The organism is Lelliottia wanjuensis, assembly GCF_030238365.1.
In the GTDB taxonomy this organism is placed as follows: Bacteria; Pseudomonadota; Gammaproteobacteria; order Enterobacterales; family Enterobacteriaceae; genus Enterobacter; species Enterobacter wanjuensis.
Genome location: NZ_JASSOT010000064.1, coordinates 296,104 through 313,083 on the forward strand (window position 1 = coordinate 296,104; position 16,980 = coordinate 313,083).

General features: G+C 57.0%; 18 protein-coding genes. 3 read left to right on the forward strand and 15 right to left on the reverse strand.

Annotation, left to right across the window (positions count from 1 at the left end; all coding sequences use genetic code 11):
- Position 1: 1 nt before the first annotated feature.
- The 15 genes from tauD to QQF33_RS17790 all read right to left on the reverse strand — a co-directional run bounded on the left by tauD (position 2) and on the right by QQF33_RS17790 (position 12,754).
- Positions 2–853: a taurine dioxygenase gene (gene tauD, locus QQF33_RS17720; protein WP_285149896.1), complete on the reverse strand. Its 852-nt coding sequence runs from the start codon at positions 851–853 to the stop codon at positions 2–4.
- A complete protein-coding gene (gene tauC / locus QQF33_RS17725) occupies positions 850–1,677 on the reverse strand; it encodes a taurine ABC transporter permease TauC (protein WP_285158336.1) in 828 nt (275 codons plus the stop codon). The genes tauD and tauC overlap by 4 nt, the downstream gene beginning before the upstream one ends.
- Positions 1,674–2,441: a taurine ABC transporter ATP-binding subunit gene (tauB, locus tag QQF33_RS17730; protein WP_282492681.1), complete on the reverse strand. Its 768-nt coding sequence runs from the start codon at positions 2,439–2,441 to the stop codon at positions 1,674–1,676. Before tauB ends, tauC begins: the two co-directional genes overlap by 4 nt.
- A 12-nt stretch (positions 2,442–2,453) precedes the next feature.
- A complete protein-coding gene (tauA, locus tag QQF33_RS17735) occupies positions 2,454–3,416 on the reverse strand; it encodes a taurine ABC transporter substrate-binding protein (RefSeq protein WP_095280932.1) in 963 nt (320 codons plus the stop codon).
- Between the two features lie 138 nt (positions 3,417–3,554).
- Entirely contained in the window at positions 3,555–4,145 is a 591-nt protein-coding gene (locus QQF33_RS17740; protein WP_285158337.1) for a hypothetical protein, read from the reverse strand.
- Between the two features lie 114 nt (positions 4,146–4,259).
- Positions 4,260–4,745, reverse strand: a complete 486-nt coding sequence (locus tag QQF33_RS17745) for a hypothetical protein (RefSeq protein ID WP_285145255.1) — start codon at positions 4,743–4,745, stop codon at positions 4,260–4,262.
- On the reverse strand, positions 4,708–5,478 hold the full coding sequence (locus tag QQF33_RS17750) for a winged helix-turn-helix domain-containing protein (RefSeq protein WP_285158338.1): 771 nt from the start codon (positions 5,476–5,478) through the stop codon (positions 4,708–4,710). Before QQF33_RS17750 ends, QQF33_RS17745 begins: the two co-directional genes overlap by 38 nt.
- Before the next feature lie 112 nt (positions 5,479–5,590).
- Complete coding sequence (locus QQF33_RS17755; RefSeq protein ID WP_285158339.1) at positions 5,591–6,364, reverse strand: EAL domain-containing protein; 774 nt, start codon at positions 6,362–6,364, stop codon at positions 5,591–5,593.
- Positions 6,364–7,230, reverse strand: a complete 867-nt coding sequence (locus QQF33_RS17760) for an MrpH family fimbial adhesin (protein WP_285158340.1) — start codon at positions 7,228–7,230, stop codon at positions 6,364–6,366. The genes QQF33_RS17755 and QQF33_RS17760 overlap by 1 nt, the downstream gene beginning before the upstream one ends.
- Positions 7,231–7,243: 13 nt before the next feature.
- A complete protein-coding gene (locus QQF33_RS17765) occupies positions 7,244–7,726 on the reverse strand; it encodes a fimbrial protein (RefSeq protein ID WP_095280926.1) in 483 nt (160 codons plus the stop codon).
- Positions 7,719–8,303 carry a fimbrial protein gene (locus QQF33_RS17770; RefSeq protein ID WP_285158341.1) on the reverse strand — a complete coding sequence of 195 codons (585 nt, stop codon included), beginning with the start codon at positions 8,301–8,303 and terminating at the stop codon, positions 7,719–7,721. The genes QQF33_RS17765 and QQF33_RS17770 overlap by 8 nt, the downstream gene beginning before the upstream one ends.
- 19 nt (positions 8,304–8,322) lie before the next feature.
- Entirely contained in the window at positions 8,323–9,078 is a 756-nt protein-coding gene (locus QQF33_RS17775) for a fimbria/pilus periplasmic chaperone (protein WP_285158342.1), read from the reverse strand.
- Positions 9,079–9,107: 29 nt separating this feature from the next.
- Positions 9,108–11,594, reverse strand: coding sequence for an outer membrane usher protein (locus QQF33_RS17780; RefSeq protein ID WP_285158343.1), 2,487 nt, complete (start codon positions 11,592–11,594; stop codon positions 9,108–9,110).
- Position 11,595: 1 nt separating this feature from the next.
- The gene (locus QQF33_RS17785; RefSeq protein ID WP_095280923.1) at positions 11,596–12,150 is read right to left on the reverse strand and encodes a fimbrial protein; all 555 of its coding nucleotides are present in this window, start codon (positions 12,148–12,150) and stop codon (positions 11,596–11,598) included.
- An 88-nt stretch (positions 12,151–12,238) separates the two neighbouring features.
- The gene (locus QQF33_RS17790) at positions 12,239–12,754 is read right to left on the reverse strand and encodes a fimbrial protein (protein ID WP_103949952.1); all 516 of its coding nucleotides are present in this window, start codon (positions 12,752–12,754) and stop codon (positions 12,239–12,241) included.
- 662 nt (positions 12,755–13,416) lie between these two features.
- Between QQF33_RS17790 and QQF33_RS17795 the strand changes: the two genes are divergently transcribed.
- From QQF33_RS17795 to uhpC, 3 genes are all read left to right on the forward strand, one after another.
- On the forward strand, positions 13,417–14,046 hold the full coding sequence (locus tag QQF33_RS17795; protein ID WP_285158344.1) for a response regulator transcription factor: 630 nt from the start codon (positions 13,417–13,419) through the stop codon (positions 14,044–14,046).
- Positions 14,046–15,587 (forward strand): MASE1 domain-containing sensor histidine kinase, encoded by a 1,542-nt coding sequence (locus QQF33_RS17800; RefSeq protein ID WP_285158345.1) that lies wholly within the window; start codon positions 14,046–14,048, stop codon positions 15,585–15,587. The genes QQF33_RS17795 and QQF33_RS17800 overlap by 1 nt, the downstream gene beginning before the upstream one ends.
- Positions 15,588–15,672: 85 nt before the next feature.
- Positions 15,673–16,974, forward strand: a complete 1,302-nt coding sequence (gene uhpC, locus QQF33_RS17805) for an MFS transporter family glucose-6-phosphate receptor UhpC (protein WP_285149887.1) — start codon at positions 15,673–15,675, stop codon at positions 16,972–16,974.
- Positions 16,975–16,980 lie beyond the last annotated feature (6 nt).

Sequence of the window (16,980 nt, forward strand, 5' to 3'; positions counted from 1 at the left end):
CTTACCCCGCACGATAAAACGGCTTATCCCCCAAAATCGTCGCCCGCTGCATAATCCTGCGCTGCGGCAGGTAATCCGCATTGGCGTAATGCTGCGTCACGCGGTTATCCCAGATCGCCAGATCGTTTTGCTGCCAGCGCCAGCGCACCTGGAACTCCGGTTTCGTGATATGCGCAAACAGGAACCCTAACAGCGCCTCGCTCTCTTTCTCGGCCAGATCCACAATCCGCGTGGTAAATCCTTCGTTGACGAACAGCGCCTGTTTGCCCGTCACCGGATGGGTGCGCACCACCGGATGCAGCAGCGGCGGGTGTTTCGCCACCGCCTCCTGCCAGCGCTGATGCTCTTCCTCGCTTTTGCGGTACTTATATTCCTGGAAAGATTTCTTGAAATCGTGCTCCGCGCGCAAACCGCTCAGCAGCTGTTTAAGCGGGGCTGACAGCGCATCAAACGCCGCAATCCCGCTGGTCCACAGCGTATCGCCCCCGGTATCCGGCAGCAGCTTGGCCGCCAGAATCGCGCCTGCGGGCGGCGTCTCGATAAAGGTCACATCGGTGTGCCAGTTGTCGTTATCCGGCGGATTATCGTTGTGGGTATCCAGCACGATAATCTCCTCCACCCCTTCGGCATGCGGATAGACCGGGTGAATGTGCAGATCGCCAAAACGCAGCGCCAGGGCGCGTTGCTGGTGCGGCGTCACCGCCTGCTCGCGCAGGAACACCACCTGATGGCGCAGCACCGCGTGATACAGCTGCTCAAACTGGTTGTCACTCAGCGGGCGCGTCACGTCGAGGCCCGAAATTTGCGCGCCAATGTACGGCCCCAGCGGGGTAATGGTCAGACGTTCACTCATTGTATCTCTCCATGCCAGGGCGTCAGGCGGCGCTGTAACGCGCGCAGCCCCAGTTCTAAACTAAAGGCAATCACGGCGATCACCGCGATCCCTGCCAGCACCACATCCGTCGCCAGAAATTCGCCTGCCGACTGCACCATAAATCCAAGCCCGCGCGTGGCGGCAATCAGCTCCGCCGCCACCAGCGTCGACCAGCCCACGCCTAAACCAATGCGCAAACCGGTTAAAATCTCCGGCAGCGCGCCGGGTAAAATCACAAACCACAGCACCTGTGCGCGGCTGGCGCCAAGCGACTGCGCCGCGCGGATCCGCACCTGCTGGGCGCTCTTCACCCCGGCCAACGCCGACATGGCGACAGGGGCAAAAATCGCCAGATAGATCAGTAAGATCTTCGAGGTCTCCCCGATGCCAAACCAGATCACCATCAGCGGCAGATAGGCCAGCGGCGGTACCGGGCGGTAAAGCTCAATCAGCGGATCGAGGATGCCGCGCACCGTCGGGCTGAGCCCCATCGCAATCCCCACCGGGATACCGATGCTCACCGCCGCCAGCAGCGCCACCAGAATGCGCCCCAGGCTCGCCGCCAGATGCTGCCATAAGGTCGCATCCATAAAGCCCTGCGGCCCGGCGATGGAGATCAGTTTTGTCAGCACCTGAGCAGGCGGCGGCAGAAACAGCGGGCTGACCCACTGCTGCGCCGCGACGGCCCACCAGATCGCCAGCAGCACCAGCAGCGTGCCTGCGCTCAGGGTAATCTGACGAGAAAATGGCCAGCGGAAGGTGAAACGTTTTCCGGCCCGTTTTTCGCTAAAGACGATGCTCATGAGAACGCCTCCCGCTGCTCAAACACCCGGCTCAACACATATTCGCGCTGAGCGATAAACTGCGGATCGGATTTGATGCTGCGCACCGGCTCTCCTGCGACAAAGCGACGGGCAAAGTCCAGCGGCAGGCGCTCCAGCACCCGGCCCGGCCCCGGCGAAAGCAGCACCAGCTCGGTCGCCATAAACACGGCTTCTTCGATGTCATGGGTTATCAGCAGCACCTGCTTGCCGGTCTCGTGCCACAGGCGCAGGAGCAGGGTTTGCATCTGTTCGCGAGTGAAGGCGTCCAGCGCGCCGAAAGGTTCATCCAGCAGCAACAGCTGAGGGTTGGCCGCCAGCGCACGAGCAATCCCCACGCGCTGACGCTGCCCGCCTGAGAGCTGCCAGATGAAGCGTTTTTCCGCCCCTTCCAGCCCCACTTTTTTCAGCATCTGGCGCGCCGTTTCAAGGCGCTGCGCGCGCTCGGTCCCCGCCAGTTGCAGACCGAAAGCGACGTTCTCCTGCACGTTGCGCCAGGGCAGTAACCCTTCGCTCTGGAAGACCACGCCGCGCTCCGCTCCGGGGCCTTCCACCCGTTTACCTTCCAGATGAATGGTGCCGTGCTGATACGGAACAAACCCGGCGATCAGATTAAGCAGCGTGGTTTTCCCGCAGCCGGACGGCCCAAGCACCACCAGCAGCTCTCCGCTGTCCAGCGTCAGATTGATATCCTCCAGCGCGGGTTTCCCGCCGTAGCTGGCGGACAGGTTTGTTATTTGCAGCATCACGGCCTCCCGTTACTTCACAAAGCGATCGGTCACGAACTGGCTGTAATCCGCCGCTACCGCAGGCACTTTGCCCTGTTCTTTCAGGAACCCGGCAGTGTCGACAATCGCCTTATTCACCGGGCCAGACAGCTGCTGCACCTGTTGCGCAGGCGTCAGGTAGGTATTGCCTTTCACCAGCCCCGGCACGTCGGATTCAGGGACGCCGCTCAGGCGCGAGAGTTTTTCCAGATTCGCCGGCTGTTTCAGCCATTCGTCCGGATTTTCGATGTACGGCTGCTGGGCGTCGATGGCGCTTTTGGCGAAGGCTTTCACCACTTCAGGATGCTTCTCGGCAAAGTCCTTGCGAACCACCCAGACGTCCAGCGTCGGCGCGCCCCACTGGCCCACTTTTTCCGAGTCGGTCAGCACGGTGCCGTCTTTTTCCAGTTCGTTCACTGCCGGAGCCCAGACGTAGGCCCCGTCGATATCCCCGCGCTGCCAGGCGGCGATAATCGCCGGTGGCTGCAGGTTCAGAATCTGCACCTGACCGGGTTTGATCCCCCAGTGTTTGAGGGCCGCCAGCAGGCTGTAATGGGTGGTGGAGATAAAGGGCACCGCGATGCGCTTGCCGATCAGATCTTCCGGTTTGGTGATGTTTTTCTTCACCACCAGCGCTTCGGAGTTCCCGAGCTGCGAGGCGAGAAGGAAGACTTCAATCGGCACCTGCTGGCTGGCCGCTACCGCCAGCGGGCTTGAGCCGAGGTTGCCGATCTGCACATCGCCCGATGCCAGTGCCCGGACGATGCTCGCGCCGCTGTCGAACTTGCGCCAGTCAACTTTTGCGCCGCTCTCTTTGGCAAAGGTGTTGTCCGCCTGCGCGACTTTCGCCGGTTCCGCGGAGGTTTGATACGCGACGGTCACATCGACCGCCTGCGCCTGAAATGCCCACAGCGCCAGTGCGCCGAGTAAGGTAATACGCGATGAAATTGCCATAGTGTCTGCTCCCCTCTTGTTATGGGAGCAGTATTTCTGGCGCAGGAATTTTGATAAAGGAATAAAAAAGAATCTTTCATTCCAAACAGTTTTTAGATAAAGAAGTGCAAAGCAAAGTGAAAAAACGGATAACCCGATTTATCCGCGCAGCCAGGTGGTGGGGAGAAGGTATTCCCGGTTAAGCAGGTCGTGGCGAAACACATACAGGCAGACCATATAGAAGTGTTTGGCATTTAACCTCTGGCACATTTTGTCGCGTAATTTATAGACCTGCTTATAAGAGCAACACAGCCGTTGGGCGATCTCCTCAACGTCTATATCTGCCAGTAAGCTCCTGATTAACGTCGTCTCGCGCTCATTGATTTCAACATAAATTTTCCGCTGCCATTTATCGGCAGAAAACGTTTCAAGCTCGCTCAAAATGTCGCAGGCGATCTGTTCCCCGGGGGATTTCATATCGACGGCGTTATGTCGTCTTGGCATGGGCGATACCTGACAGGTTTCGCTCTCCATTTTCAGGACCAGCGCTTTGGTTTTATCGAACAGGGCGGATAACCATACATAAACATCTTCGAGATAACGTAAAGAAACCCGGCTATCTATTAACACCAAACATTCGCTGGCATGTTCTTTGGAATAGATAATCTCCTGCAAACGACGAACCGGCAGGAATTGCTTTATTCCATTATACAAATAGTTATCTTTTGTTACTAACACCATAGAAGACATTCGATTACACCATCAAGCTTATATCAGTCAGAAAAAGGCACAGGAAAACGCTGGCCCGTGATATTCACAGGGCCAGGACAGGCAATTATCAATGAAAACTAATGAGATACCGCGTTATTCAGTTTTAGCGCACACCAGTACGGTTCGCCGTAAATCGCTAATACTCCAGATTTCGTTGTGTAATTTCCTTACTTTAAAGAAAAACACTTTTTGTGCCGAGGTGAGTTTTTGTGACAGAAACTCAGGCAAGGTTTCGCCACTGTTTTTATCAATTCCTTCGCGCTGAAATTCGACAAAATTGTGGTTACTGTCATCGGAATATCGTAGCCGCACATAGCGATCGACGATATAGCGTTTGTCACCGTAATTCACTACCCCATACTCGGTAATATAGCTGCGCGCATCCGGGACAAAATGGACCACGAGATGAATTCGGGCATCCAGTTTTTCCTCGTTACTGTCCATCGTGAGATGGATATCGGCAGTACAATCGAGATCGCTTTTACTCTTCGGTACGTAAAGCAGCGCCCCCACAAACAAGACAATCAACAGCGCAACAAGACTAATCACCTTTAGTCGTGATGTAGTTTTTACATTCACCCAGAGCCCCTTTCACATCCAGCGTGCATTTTGCGACAATGATTTCAAGAAGGTCCGTTTTTTCATGGAGCTTACTGTCATCGTAATAGATATTATGTGGGGTGGCGCATTTCTGTAATAACCTTACGCCTTTACCTTCCGCGAAATAGCGTTCGACACGATCCACATTGACGTTATTGAAATAGTAAATTTTGCACGCATTCACTTGTTTGTAAAAAATGACCTCTTCACGCTTAGTAAAAAAATTGAGATACAGCGCGACCACGACGGCAATAATCATCACCAGCGTCGCACCCGCACCTATCAGCCAGCTCTTATTGACACCCGGCTCCTTATCTGGCTGAGAAATGGCCTGCATCACCATATAGTCTCTGGATTTCTCATTAAATTGCAGATCGTCAAGCATTAAGGCAAACCCCTGTTTGGGGATGGTTTTCAGGACATCGTTAATGTCGAATTCTGAAAAAATCTTGCGCAGTATGCTGACATTATTGTTCAGACTATTGCTCGAGGGCGTCAATCCAAAATCTCCCCACACCTTCTGCAAGAGATCCTCTCGCGTCATGAGCTTATTATTATTCTCCAGAAGTACCAGTAAAAGCCGACACGCCGGATTGGAAAGCAAATGCTGATCTTTATCATCCGAAATCGTCCTCTCCGCCACCTTGAAAGAGACCTTTTTGTTTATTATAAAATGCATAGCACTGTCACCAGCTCCAATATTAATCCACACTTTTTATGGCGATAATGCCAATAACCATTTTAGCGTATATGAATAAGGGTGACAAAACACCAGAAAATCAACCAAACTAATAAACCACATTGTTCCGATGGTAATATTCAATTCAGACCGCAAGGTATTGTTGTAATTGCGTTTTACTTAATGCATTTGAAAATAGATAGCCCTGTTGGATCTGAATTCCCATTTCACACAGTGCCTGCGACTGGCACGCTGTTTCAACGCCTTCGGCGATGACATCCATTTTTTGCGACTGGGCAAGACTGGCAATCAGGGAAATAATCGACGCGGAACGCGCGCCTGACGATAATCCTTCGACAAATAAGCGGTCGATTTTTAATCCATCGACATTGAATTGTTCAATGCAATTCAGGTTTGCACAGCCGGTGCCAAAATCATCAAAATAGACGGCGACATCCGCCAGCTGTAATTTCAGGATCGTCCCCGCCACTTCTGGCGTATTCGCCAGGGGCTGCGATTCGGTCACTTCCACCACCAGGCGATATTTCTCCAGCGGCAGGGCGGCAAGAAACGACAGCGTATCGAAAACAAAACCGGGCTTTTCAATTTGCGCCGGGCTGGCGTTAAAAGAGAGATGTAACCCGTCCGGCAGCAGCGCATCCAGTTCATTAATATCTTCCGCCACCTGGCGCAGCAGATGCTGGGTCATCTCTGGCATCAGCCCCTGCTCTTCAAACGCGGCAATCAGATCGACGGGCGTTGAGTCCACGTCGGCCAGCGCCCAGCGCATCAGCACTTCCAGCCCGTGAAGGGATTGGGTTCCGGCGTCAATCACCGGCTGATAATAGGGAACAATCTCCCCCATCATCAGGGCGCAGTAGAGATCGACACTGCTTAAAGACGATTCAGGATTTTTCATTATTCCACCGTGATCAGCATAATCGTTGAGCCCGAAAACTCGCCCGCTTCCGGCGTGCCATTGATGCGCAGTACCGACTTCACGACCACGTTATCCTGGGCTTCCACATCCAGGGTAAAGCCCGAGGTGCCGAGCACGTTGTCGTTCATGTAGAGCTCTGAGTAGAGACTGCCGTCGTCGCGCAGTTCCACTTTGTCGGCGGAGTAGATGTAGAGTTTCAGCGTTTGCGAGGTCGTGCAGCTGATGCTCACATTTTCACTGACTGCATGCCCTTCCAGCTCCTTGCGACTCAGCATGCCGTGATCGAGGGTCAGTACGTCCTGGTCGAAATCGCAGGAGCCGCTCGGGGCGGGGGCCGCGCCGCAGATACTGCCGGGCATGAGCGGGTAGCCCTCAAAGGTCGTCGAGTTCACCTCCGAAGAGTTGCTGCCGAGGTTTTTTCCGGCGGCATAAAAGAACCCGACGCACTCTTCGGTGGCGACCGTACTTCCGCTATGACGCGTAGTGGAGGAGTAAGGCATCGGGAAGATGGCTTTCATCTCTTTGCCGAGATCGCCCAGCGTCTGTGCCGTCAATAAAAACGGATAGACACCCGCCCCCCATGAACGGTGGGTACGCGGGCCAGACGTCCCGGCCGCGTTGTGCCGGTGACCGACAAAAATCGTGCATGCCGTTAAGCCGTAGCAGGGATTGGGGGTGGAATCCTCCTCATCCCAGTCGGCAAGGGTAAAGCTGTAGTCGTAGCAGTAGGTCGCGGTGCTTGAGCAGGTCGCAAGACTGTCAATCCAGGTCCAGATCGACGCAGACGCAGCCTGGCTAAAGGCCAGCCCTCCCAGCAACATGATGGCGTACAGCAATCGTTTCATCAGAATGTGTCCCTTACTGGTACTGAATTTTCAGCGTGGCGGAGGCGGTAAAGACCCCGGTTTCCACCTCGGTCGCGTCATCTTTCATCGGTGCGGCCTGCAACACCGGCACTTCCGGCCAGGTGAACGGCATCCAGGTGTTGAGCGGCATCGACTCGCCGTTCATGTACAGCTTGATGCCCAGCCCTTCCCGGTCGGTAGCGAGATAATCGTCGCTGAACGAAGTGGCTGTGCCTTCAAACTGCATCTCCAGATCGTTGGAGGTCAGATCCTCGCAGGCCAGCGAGTAGTCGATGTTCTGCATAAAATGCTCGCCATCGATCTGCTTCGACTGCAGGTTATTGCCGAAATCCACGTGAATGGTCTCGCCGTTGTTGATCTCGCAGACCCCTTCCACGATCACCCCTGTCACGTTCACCGTCAGGGCGGCAAAACAGACGGGTGTCAGCAAGAGCGCAGATGCGCCTGAAAGCAGGCGAAGAAAGAAACTAGTCATAGTTGAGCCTGAAGTGGATCAGCGCATGCCACGCGCCCGCCACCAGCGGGGCAGCGGTACGTTCCGGCGCGATATAGTAGAAAAGCGTGTTGCCGCCCGGCTCGAGCAGCAGCGGCTGCCCTTCGCTTCCCAGACGCACATCACGGTGATAGCGATCGGTCAGGCGCAGCGACACGCCGCTCGTCCCGGAGACTTTTACCAGGCCGGGATTCAACACCTCGCCCGGTGCCACAAAGCTGACGGTGACGGAGGGCTGATCGCGGCTCCAGAGCAGATCCCCGCTCCAGGCATCGCGGATCGTCGCGGGTGACGGGAGACAATCTTCCAGGCGGATCGCGACGCGTACCGGCGTGCCCTGATCGCCCGGTTTTTTCAGCTCACCGGTGGCGATGGTGCCCATGTCGATCTCCTGCCACGCCGACTCCATCGCCAGCCGACAGGCGCTCTCGGTCAATGCGCCATAAACCTGCAGCAGCCCGTACTCGCCGTCCACCAGCGCCACGTCATCGGCGGCGGCGGGTCCTGCGGCGAGGAGCAGCGCCAGCGCGCCCCCGTTTTTCCAGTCTCTGAATTTCATTCAGCCCTCCCGAAATCGCTTACTTTTTCTTTTCCTGCGGGACGGCTTTACACGCGTTGCCCCCGCAGCTAAAGACCAGCTTCGCTCGTCCACCAAAGTCGTTCACATAGGTCAGGACCGGCGCGCCGCCGAGTGCCGATGCGGCAGGCGCAAGAACCAGCTGCCCTTTCGGTTCGACCATCACCGGTTTAAACCCGGCCGCGGCTTTGCCGGTCAGCGTCGACGACGCATTCACCAGCGAGATGTAATACGGCGTCGGATTGGTGATGCGGTACTTATCCCCTTCGCGCGTCAGGGTGAGCTGTTCCTGGAACGGCGTGGCGTAATCCGTGCGCTTCACCTCGAGGGCCGACGGGCGATAGAACAGCTTGATACGCGTCTGGAGCGCCAGCTGCAGGGTGTTTGGTTTGGTGCTTTTTGGCGGGATCTCGCGCAGGTTGAAGTAGAACAGCGACTCCCGATCCTGAGGCAGACGCTGGATCGCGGCGGTGGATTGCACCTTGATCTGGCTCTGCTCGCCCGGCTCGATGCGCTGAACCGGCGGGAGCAACACCAGCGGATCGGTGATCTTTTTGCCCTGAGGGTCTTCCACCCAGCCCTGCGCCAGATACGGCAGGGTTTTGTTTTCGTTAGTGATCCGCAGGCTGACGGATTTCGCCGCGCCGTCGAAAATCACCCGGGTACGGTCCAGCGCCACGGCGGCGTTGGCCTGGTGCGCAATAGCGCTAAACGCCAGCGCGATGCCCGCCAGGGCATGCAATCGTACATTCGTCATCTCAAAGCTCATCTCTTGTTCGGGCCGGTTCATTCCGGCGCACAGGTTAAAAGCAGGTTATCCAGTACCTGCGGAAGAACAGGTGGCAGGTTCACCACGCAGCGGGCTTTGCCATCCCATTTCACGGTCATTTTTCCATTGGCCTGGATGCCGCTCAGCCAAACGCTCCCTTCGTCGTTCACGACGCCGGTTTCCTGATTTTTGTCATTCACGACGGAGGCGCCAAACGGCGGGTAGCTCCCGTCGGCTTTACGGATAAAGGCCATCGCTTTGCCCCCGGCAATCACATCAAACTGGCGGTAGCCGATGGCCCCTTCGGTGAGCGTGGCCTGAGAAACGGAGCGGGTGACGTCGGCGTTCTCGTCCAGTTTGTCGACGTCGATGCGGATCGGATTGCGGTAGTAGCTGTTCACATCCGCAATCACCGCCTTGCCGAAGCGGTTGGTTTTGACCGATGCGCCAAAGCCTTTCACCGGCACGCCGCTGACGCCTGCGGTATCCACCAGCACCCGGCTTCCGCCGCGCGCGTTGGAGCGATGCGCCGCCCCGCCCTCTGTGGTCATGGTCAGACCGCCGTTGAGGGTCATCCCCAGGGCGCTGTAGCTGCCGGCCTGGTAGCTGGCGTTGGCCTGCACCTGGGTGCTGTCGCCCTGCCAGGTGTAGTAGCCGTAGCCCGTCGGCCCGCTGCGCGACAGCCCGCTGCTCACCTGGAAGCTATTGTGCTCATCCAGACGACCGTAATAGCTGACGCGATGGGTGTTATCCGTGCGGTTGACGGTGGCGCCGTAGCTCAGGGAAGTGCCGTTGCCAATCGGGAGGGAAATCGACACATACGCCCCGTCGTCCTTCAGGGAGTAGTACTCGCTGCGGTACACCGACAGGGAGACGCTCATGTTTTTGAACGGCCCGACGTCGAGGTAACGCGACATCGAAAGCGTCAGGCGATCGTTGTCGGCGCTGTTCCAGTAGGTCTGGTGGCTGTAGTTCAGATAGGTGCTCAGCCCCAGCTCACGAAAGCGCTTGTTGAAGGAGAGCGTGTATTTCTCTTTCGGGCTGTGGGACGCCCCGCTGCCGTAGCGCGCGTCGAGATATTCCGACATGCTCATAAAGTCGCGCTCGGAGAAGCGATACCCCGCGAAGGTCACCTGGCTGTCGTATTCGTCGAAGGTTTTGGAGTAGCTGACCCGATAAGAGGTGCCGGAGAGCGTGCCGTCAGACGGGAGCGAGGCGCGCGACTGGGTGATATCCGCCGCCACGGCGCCCAGCAGGTAGAGGTCACGACCGATCCCCATCGACAGGGCGTTGTAGTCCCCGCCGATGACCGTACCGCCGTACAGCGTCCAGCCGTTGGCGATCCCCCAGGAAGCTTCCCCGGAGGTAAACAGCGGCCCGGTCATGCTGTGCTCCCACTCGGAGGGCTTACCCGCCGCAAGTTTGTAGCGCACCGCACCGGGACGCGTCAGATAAGGCACCGACGCCGTCGTCACCTGGAAGGTCTGCACGCTGCCATCCAGCTCATCCACGCGCACGTCCAGGGTGCCGGAGACCGCGTCATTCAGCTCCTGAATGCGAAACGGCCCCGCCGCCACCTGGGTTTCGTACAGCACGCGCCCCTGCTGGCTGATGGTCACTTTCCCGCCGGAGCGGGCGATGCCCGTCACTTCCGGGGCATAGCCGCGCAGGCTCGGTGGGAGCATGCTGAGATCCGAGTTCAGACTGACGCCGCTAAAGCGGAAAGTGTCGAATATGTCCGAGCTCAGATAGTCCTCGCCCACGGTCAGCTTGGCTTTTAGCGACGGGATGGCGCGATAGAGGTAGTAGCGGCTAAAGCTGAAATCTTTGTCGGTATTGCCGTTGCGCTTGTCCCAGTTGGTCTGCCAGTCGGCGCGGGCGCGCCACGGCCCGAGGTTGGCCCCGAACACGCCGGTTCCGCTCAGGCTCTGGCTGTCGGACGAATTGACCGAGTGCTGGGTCTGCACGTTGAGGTTGTAGTCGGCAATCCCCCCTGGTATTCCCTCATCCCAGCGCGACGGCGGGTCCCAGTTCGGGGCGGTGAATTCGAGGTAAGCCTGCGGGATCGCCAGATAGAGGGTATCTTTCGCCAGATCGACGCGCATCTCCAGCCCCTCGAGGCTGGCTTTATCCAGACACTGGCCGTCACGCAGCCAGCTTAACTCTCGCATGGCGCTGGCTTTCAGCGTCAGGCGTGAAACCAGCTCAGGTGAGAGGCAGATCAGGCTCTCCTGGCCATTTTCGCCGACCGGATAAACCACGATTTGTTCTTCTTTCAGGCTCTCCTTGTTTACCATAATGGTGAAGGTGTAGTCGCCTGGCATGACATAGCCGCGATGGGAGAAATGGCTGAGATCGATGTTGTCTTTATCCTGAGTATCCAGCACATCGGTATTGAACTGGATCTCGTCATCGGCCCAGGACGCTGAAACCGGCAGCAGCATTCCCAGAATGAGCAAACTGAGGGTCGAGCGTCTGAATCGTGGCGGAGTCTGTTTATTCATCTCAGTAATAATCCATTCTGAAGCGAATCAGCGACTGATATGTCCCTGATTTCAGCGGCTGGCCGTCGCTTACCATCTGCAGCGCATAGTGAAGATCGATATTTCCCCGGGTGACCTCTTTCGCCGGAAGCGCCACGCCGGGCACCGCGAGATTGCCGTCGGTATCGCGAATGGTGAGTTCAATGCCCTCGGCTTCACCGCGAATGGCAAAACGTTCCGTTCCGGTCATGGGATCAAAGGTGATTTGGTAATACTCAGAGTCGAACTGGCTGTTCCCTGGTGAGGGCAGCATCAGGCAATTGATTAAACGAACGGTAAAATGACGCGTTGGGCCATAGCCTTTGGTGGCTATTTCGGCGACGGGGGTTTCTCCCATATCAATCGTCTGGTCGCGGCTATCAAGATCAATGGCGCAGGGGGTATAAAGCACCTCCCCTTTAATGAATATCGCGCCGTCCCCCTGGTTTGCCGCCAGTAATGGCAGGCAATAACCAGACAGGAGAAAAAGGAAGATTTTCACGATCGGCGGTGTCGATGTAGATAATAAAAAATGCATCGCAATCCCTTTTCTCTTATTCGGTCAGAGTGGAATATCAGACGGCCAGAAAGGCCGCCTGAATAACATCGTGGAATAAGGGGAAACCTTATTCGTATGCCAGAGTCCAGTTCGTCACACCGGTGAAATCACCTTCGGTTGGCGCTTCGCCACCGATGATGTAGGCGGAGTACGCCAGGGTGTTGTCGCCGTTCTGAATGGTCTGGCCTACGGTCGCTTCACCCAGGGTGATCGCGTTGCTGTCGCCGTCGGTCATCACGATGCCCACGTCGGTTGCAGAGCCAGTCACGCCCAGTACCGCGCCGTCAACGCTGGAATCCGCGCCGGTAAAGGTGGTGGAGACGGTGTTAGCCGTATCCACAGAGCAGTTTTCCAGGTGGATGTAGAAAGGAACCGGCGTAGAGGTGCCGCCGTTTGCCACTGCGGAGCTGGAAACCTGGCCCAGATCGATGGTCTGATCGTCATCGCCCGCTGCCACGGAGCATGGCGCGTCAATCACGGAGCCGGTGAAGGTCACCACGCCGCTACCTTGATCGGCCTGAGCGCCAAATGCAGTTAAACCTGAAGCCAATACCAGAGCAGAAAAAACGTTATTCAGTTTCATAAAAGTGGTCCTGTAATTTAAGGAAATGACACACAAATAAGATTTTTGATTAATGAATCTTGAGCAAAACTCTCCCGAGCCAGATAAATGCCCTGGCTTAATTTCCTCATCAATCAAAAAACCTCTAAACATATTCACCAGCAAGTTCAAACCTGATTGCGTATTTCGGCCTGCGCCTCGCTGATGCAATAAATAGTAACCCGTAATGACTGAAAAAAAAGGCGAAATAGCCCTTCTAGTCAATAACAAACAACTCCAACAAATAAGAGATTAAATTAGAATAATAAATACAGCAGAACCGAGAATTAGATTTTAATACTAACGAAACATGAAATAATAGGTTATTGAACCACAAGATAATGATTATGCCGCGGCAGGCAGAGGTAAAATCACTATTCGCAGCAGCAATGCGTTACATCTCCGTCACCTGTTTTCACACCATGTCAATAAACAGACAAATTGATTCATATATTAACGTGCCTCTGTTTCCGCCCACTGAAAAAGACAATACCCACGCCCTGCCCTGATATCGGCAGGGATATTGGCAAAGGTTTTTAATTTATTGCATTTTTGTTACACAGGTTACATAACCGCGCTCAGCTTATTGCCACGCCCGGCGCAACAGGCATCATGGATATCAACTTCGGTAAGAGAAATAAGCAATGATCAAAGTGGTGCTGGTGGATGACCATGTGGTAGTGCGGTCTGGTTTTGCGCAGCTTTTAAATCTGGAAGACGACCTGGTGGTCGAAGGCCAGTACAGCTGCGCGGCCGACGCCTGGCCTGCATTAACGCACAGTGATATTGACGTCGCGGTGCTGGATGTCGCCATGCCCGATGAAAACGGGCTGAGCCTGCTCAAACGTCTGCGCCAGCAGCGCCCGGCGTTTCGCGCCATCATTCTGAGCATCTATGACACCCCCGCCTTTGTGCAAAGCGCACTCGACGCCGGGGCCAGCGGATATCTCACCAAACGTTGCGGCCCGGAAGAGCTGGTGCAGGCGGTGCGCTCCGTCGGCATGGGCGGCCACTATCTCTGCGCCGACGCGGTGAAAGCCCTGCGCGGCGGCCAGCCGGTGTCGAAAGTGCTGGATGTCCTCACCCCGCGCGAGCGGGAAGTGTTCGACCTGCTGGTGAAAGGCGAAAGCGTCAAAGCCATCGCCTTTACTCTCGAGCTGAGCCATAAAACCGTTCACGTGCATCGCGCCAACGTGCTGGGGAAATTACAGTGCAGCAGCACTATTGAGCTGGTGCATTTCGCCCTCGACCATCAGCTGCTGACGGGCCACTGATGCGGCGCTCCCTGCGGCACATTGTCCTCTCCCTGTTCATTATGCTGGCCTGGGGAACCGGCTGGCTGATGCTGTGGACGCTGAGTTTTTATCTCACCCACAACGGCCAGCAGGCGGTGCTGTTCCTGCCGCAGGGCGTCTATCTGGCGCTATTAATTCTTCTCTCGCGCCGCTTCTGGCCTGCGGTGGTGTTGCCGACGCTGGCCGCGATGTTGTGGCTGCACAGTGAGCAATTACTGACCAGCTATCTGATGCTGGCCGCCCCTGTGCTCGGGCTGTTCCCGGCTTACGCCGTGCAACGCTACTGGCGCCGTTTTCCCCTTTACTGGCAGCGGCTGTCGCTGCTGATTGCGGCGGTGAGCGTCAACGCCCTGCTGCAAACTCTGCTCCTCGCGCCGTTTCTGCAAAGCCCCGCCACGCTGCTCGGGCTGGCGTCGTTTACCGGCGGCGTTCTGCTGACGCCCTTTGTCTATCTGGTGTTTGAATTTTTACGCCAGCAGCACCGGTATCATCTCCTCAGGCTGGACACCACCAACCCGCCCCTGCGCACCTCGCTGATCATCTGGTGCAGCCTGTTTTTCATCATCGGTATTGGCACGCAGATGGTGCTCTCCCCCGCTCTGGAGCGGCTGCTGCTGATTGTGGTCTTCCTGCCGAACGTGGTGATGGCGTGGAAATTTGGCTGGCAGGGCGGCGTGCTCTCCGGGCTGCTCGGCAGCATGATGATCACCATTGCCCGTCAGGTGGGCGTCGGGTTTACGGATCTGCTGGAGCTGGAGATTTTTCTCGCCACCCAGTCGCTGCTCGGGATTGGGCTGGGGATCGCCATCAGCCGCCAGCAGCAGCTGGCGCTGAATCTCGACCACTATCGCCGCAGGCTGGAAGCGGAGCTGCAGGCCCGGCGTGAGCTCACCGAAAAGCTGATCCACACCGAAGAGGACACCCGCAAGCACCTGGCCCGCGAGCTGCACGACGAAATCGGCCAGAACATCACGGCGATTCAGATCCAGTCCCAGCTGGTGAAACGCGCGGGAGATACCCCGCTGGCGGTCGAAGCCGCCGGGCAGATCAACGAGCTGGCGCGGCGTATTCACCACTCCACCCGCCAGCTGTTGCGCCAGCTGCGTCCACCGGTGCTCGACGAGCTGTCGCTGAAAGAGGCGTTGCACCATCTGGTGAACGAATTCGCCTTCCCTGAGCGCGGCATTACCTGCCGTTTTGACTGGCAGCTGGACGCCCCGCCGCAAAACGAAACCCTGGTCTTTACCCTCTATCGCCTGCTGCAGGAGCTGCTGAATAACGTCAGCAAACACGCGGACGCCAGCGAAGTGAGGATCGTACTGCGCCAGCAAAATCATCGTCTGATCCTCGACGTGTCGGACAACGGCAGCGGCATTCAGCCGGATAACACGCCCGGCTTTGGCATTCAGGGGATGCGCGAGCGCGTTCACGCTCTCGGCGGGGAATTCACGCTGGAATCCCAGGGCGGCACCCGCGTAATTGTTAACCTGCCCACAATTTTGCAACAAACACCGCGCTAACCAGGAAAAAGTCTTAGCCACTCCAGACTTTCTCTCATCCCTTTTGCCTTGCACTTCCCTACAGTCAGCTCAAACGGAGAACGCCATGCACGCACTGTCTGCTGAAGAGATTTCTCAACGCTATCGGGCCCTGCGCCCACGCCTGTTGCTGTGCATGGCCGTCGGCTACGCGGCGTTTTACCTGACGCGCAAAAGCGTCAACTACATCCTGCCCGCGCTGCAAATGGATTTGGGGCTGAGCAAAAGCGACATCGGGCTTATCGGCTCGCTGTTTTATCTGAGCTACGGACTGTCGAAATTTGCCGCCGGACTGTGGCACGACCGCCACGGACAGCGGGCGTTTATGGGGATCGGCCTGCTGGCCACCGGCGTGCTGAACGTGCTGTTTACCTTCAGCGATTCGTTTGGCCTGCTGCTGTTCATCTGGACGCTGAACGGATTCTTTCAGGGATGGGGCTGGCCGCCCTGCGCGCGCCTGCTCACCCACTGGTATTCGCGCAACGAGCGCGGCTTCTGGTGGGGATGCTGGAATACCTCCATCAATATCGGTGGGGCGATTATTCCGCTGATTTGTGCCCTTGCCGCCCATCTCTGGGGCTGGCAGGCCGCGATGCTGACACCGGGGATTATCAGCATTGTGCTCGGCATTTGGCTGACCACACAGCTGCGGGGGACACCGCAGGAAGAGGGTCTGCCAACGGTCGGGGAGTGGCGCAACGATCCGCTGGAGTTGCGCCAGGAGCAGCAAAGTCCGCCGATGGGTTTGTGGCAGATGTTACGCACCACCATGCTGCAAAATCCGATGATCTGGCTGCTCGGCGCGTCCTATGTGCTGGTGTATCTGATCCGCATTGCGCTCAACGACTGGGGCAACATCTGGCTGTCGGAAAGCCACGGCGTCAATCTGCTCAGCGCCAACGCGACGGTGATGCTGTTTGAGGTCGGCGGTTTGCTCGGCGCGCTGTTCGCCGGATGGGGGTCGGATCTGCTGTTCAGCGGGCAACGTGCGCCGATGATTTTGCTCTTCACGCTGGGCCTGATGGTCTCCGTCGCCGCCCTCTGGCTGGCGCCGGTTCACCACTACGCCCTGCTGGCGATGTGCTTTTTTGCGGTCGGATTTTTTGTCTTCGGCCCGCAAATGCTGATTGGTCTTGCCGCCGTCGAATGCGGGCATAAACAGGCGGCAGGCTCGATCACCGGTTTTCTCGGCGTCTTTGCCTATCTGGGAGCGTCGCTGGCCGGATGGCCTCTGTCGCTGGTGATTGAACGTTACGGCTGGTCGGGGATGTTCAGTTTGCTCTCCATCGCCGCCGTATTGATGGGTTTATTACTGATGCCGCTGCTGATGTCGGGCATCACCGCTTCTCGCAGTCACATAACGTCTTAAAAGGGC

Excerpts from the sequence above, each read along its gene's own strand:
- tauA (WP_095280932.1), bottom strand. The coding sequence starts at position 3,416 with ATGGCAATTTCATCGCGTATTACCTTACTCGGCGCACTGGCGCTGTGG.
- QQF33_RS17760 (WP_285158340.1), bottom strand. The coding sequence starts at position 7,230 with ATGAAACGATTGCTGTACGCCATCATGTTGCTGGGAGGGCTGGCCTTT.
- tauD (WP_285149896.1), bottom strand. The coding sequence starts at position 853 with ATGAGTGAACGTCTGACCATTACCCCGCTGGGGCCGTACATTGGCGCG.
- tauB (WP_282492681.1), bottom strand. The coding sequence starts at position 2,441 with ATGCTGCAAATAACAAACCTGTCCGCCAGCTACGGCGGGAAACCCGCG.
- QQF33_RS17795 (WP_285158344.1), top strand. The coding sequence starts at position 13,417 with ATGATCAAAGTGGTGCTGGTGGATGACCATGTGGTAGTGCGGTCTGGT.
- QQF33_RS17780 (WP_285158343.1), bottom strand. The coding sequence starts at position 11,594 with ATGAATAAACAGACTCCGCCACGATTCAGACGCTCGACCCTCAGTTTG.
- tauC (WP_285158336.1), bottom strand. The coding sequence starts at position 1,677 with ATGAGCATCGTCTTTAGCGAAAAACGGGCCGGAAAACGTTTCACCTTC.
- QQF33_RS17740 (WP_285158337.1), bottom strand. The coding sequence starts at position 4,145 with ATGTCTTCTATGGTGTTAGTAACAAAAGATAACTATTTGTATAATGGA.
- QQF33_RS17785 (WP_095280923.1), bottom strand. The coding sequence starts at position 12,150 with ATGCATTTTTTATTATCTACATCGACACCGCCGATCGTGAAAATCTTC.
- QQF33_RS17770 (WP_285158341.1), bottom strand. The coding sequence starts at position 8,303 with ATGAAATTCAGAGACTGGAAAAACGGGGGCGCGCTGGCGCTGCTCCTC.
- QQF33_RS17775 (WP_285158342.1), bottom strand. The coding sequence starts at position 9,078 with ATGACGAATGTACGATTGCATGCCCTGGCGGGCATCGCGCTGGCGTTT.
- uhpC (WP_285149887.1), top strand. The coding sequence starts at position 15,673 with ATGCACGCACTGTCTGCTGAAGAGATTTCTCAACGCTATCGGGCCCTG.
- QQF33_RS17765 (WP_095280926.1), bottom strand. The coding sequence starts at position 7,726 with ATGACTAGTTTCTTTCTTCGCCTGCTTTCAGGCGCATCTGCGCTCTTG.
- QQF33_RS17790 (WP_103949952.1), bottom strand. The coding sequence starts at position 12,754 with ATGAAACTGAATAACGTTTTTTCTGCTCTGGTATTGGCTTCAGGTTTA.
- QQF33_RS17755 (WP_285158339.1), bottom strand. The coding sequence starts at position 6,364 with ATGAAAAATCCTGAATCGTCTTTAAGCAGTGTCGATCTCTACTGCGCC.
- QQF33_RS17800 (WP_285158345.1), top strand. The coding sequence starts at position 14,046 with ATGCGGCGCTCCCTGCGGCACATTGTCCTCTCCCTGTTCATTATGCTG.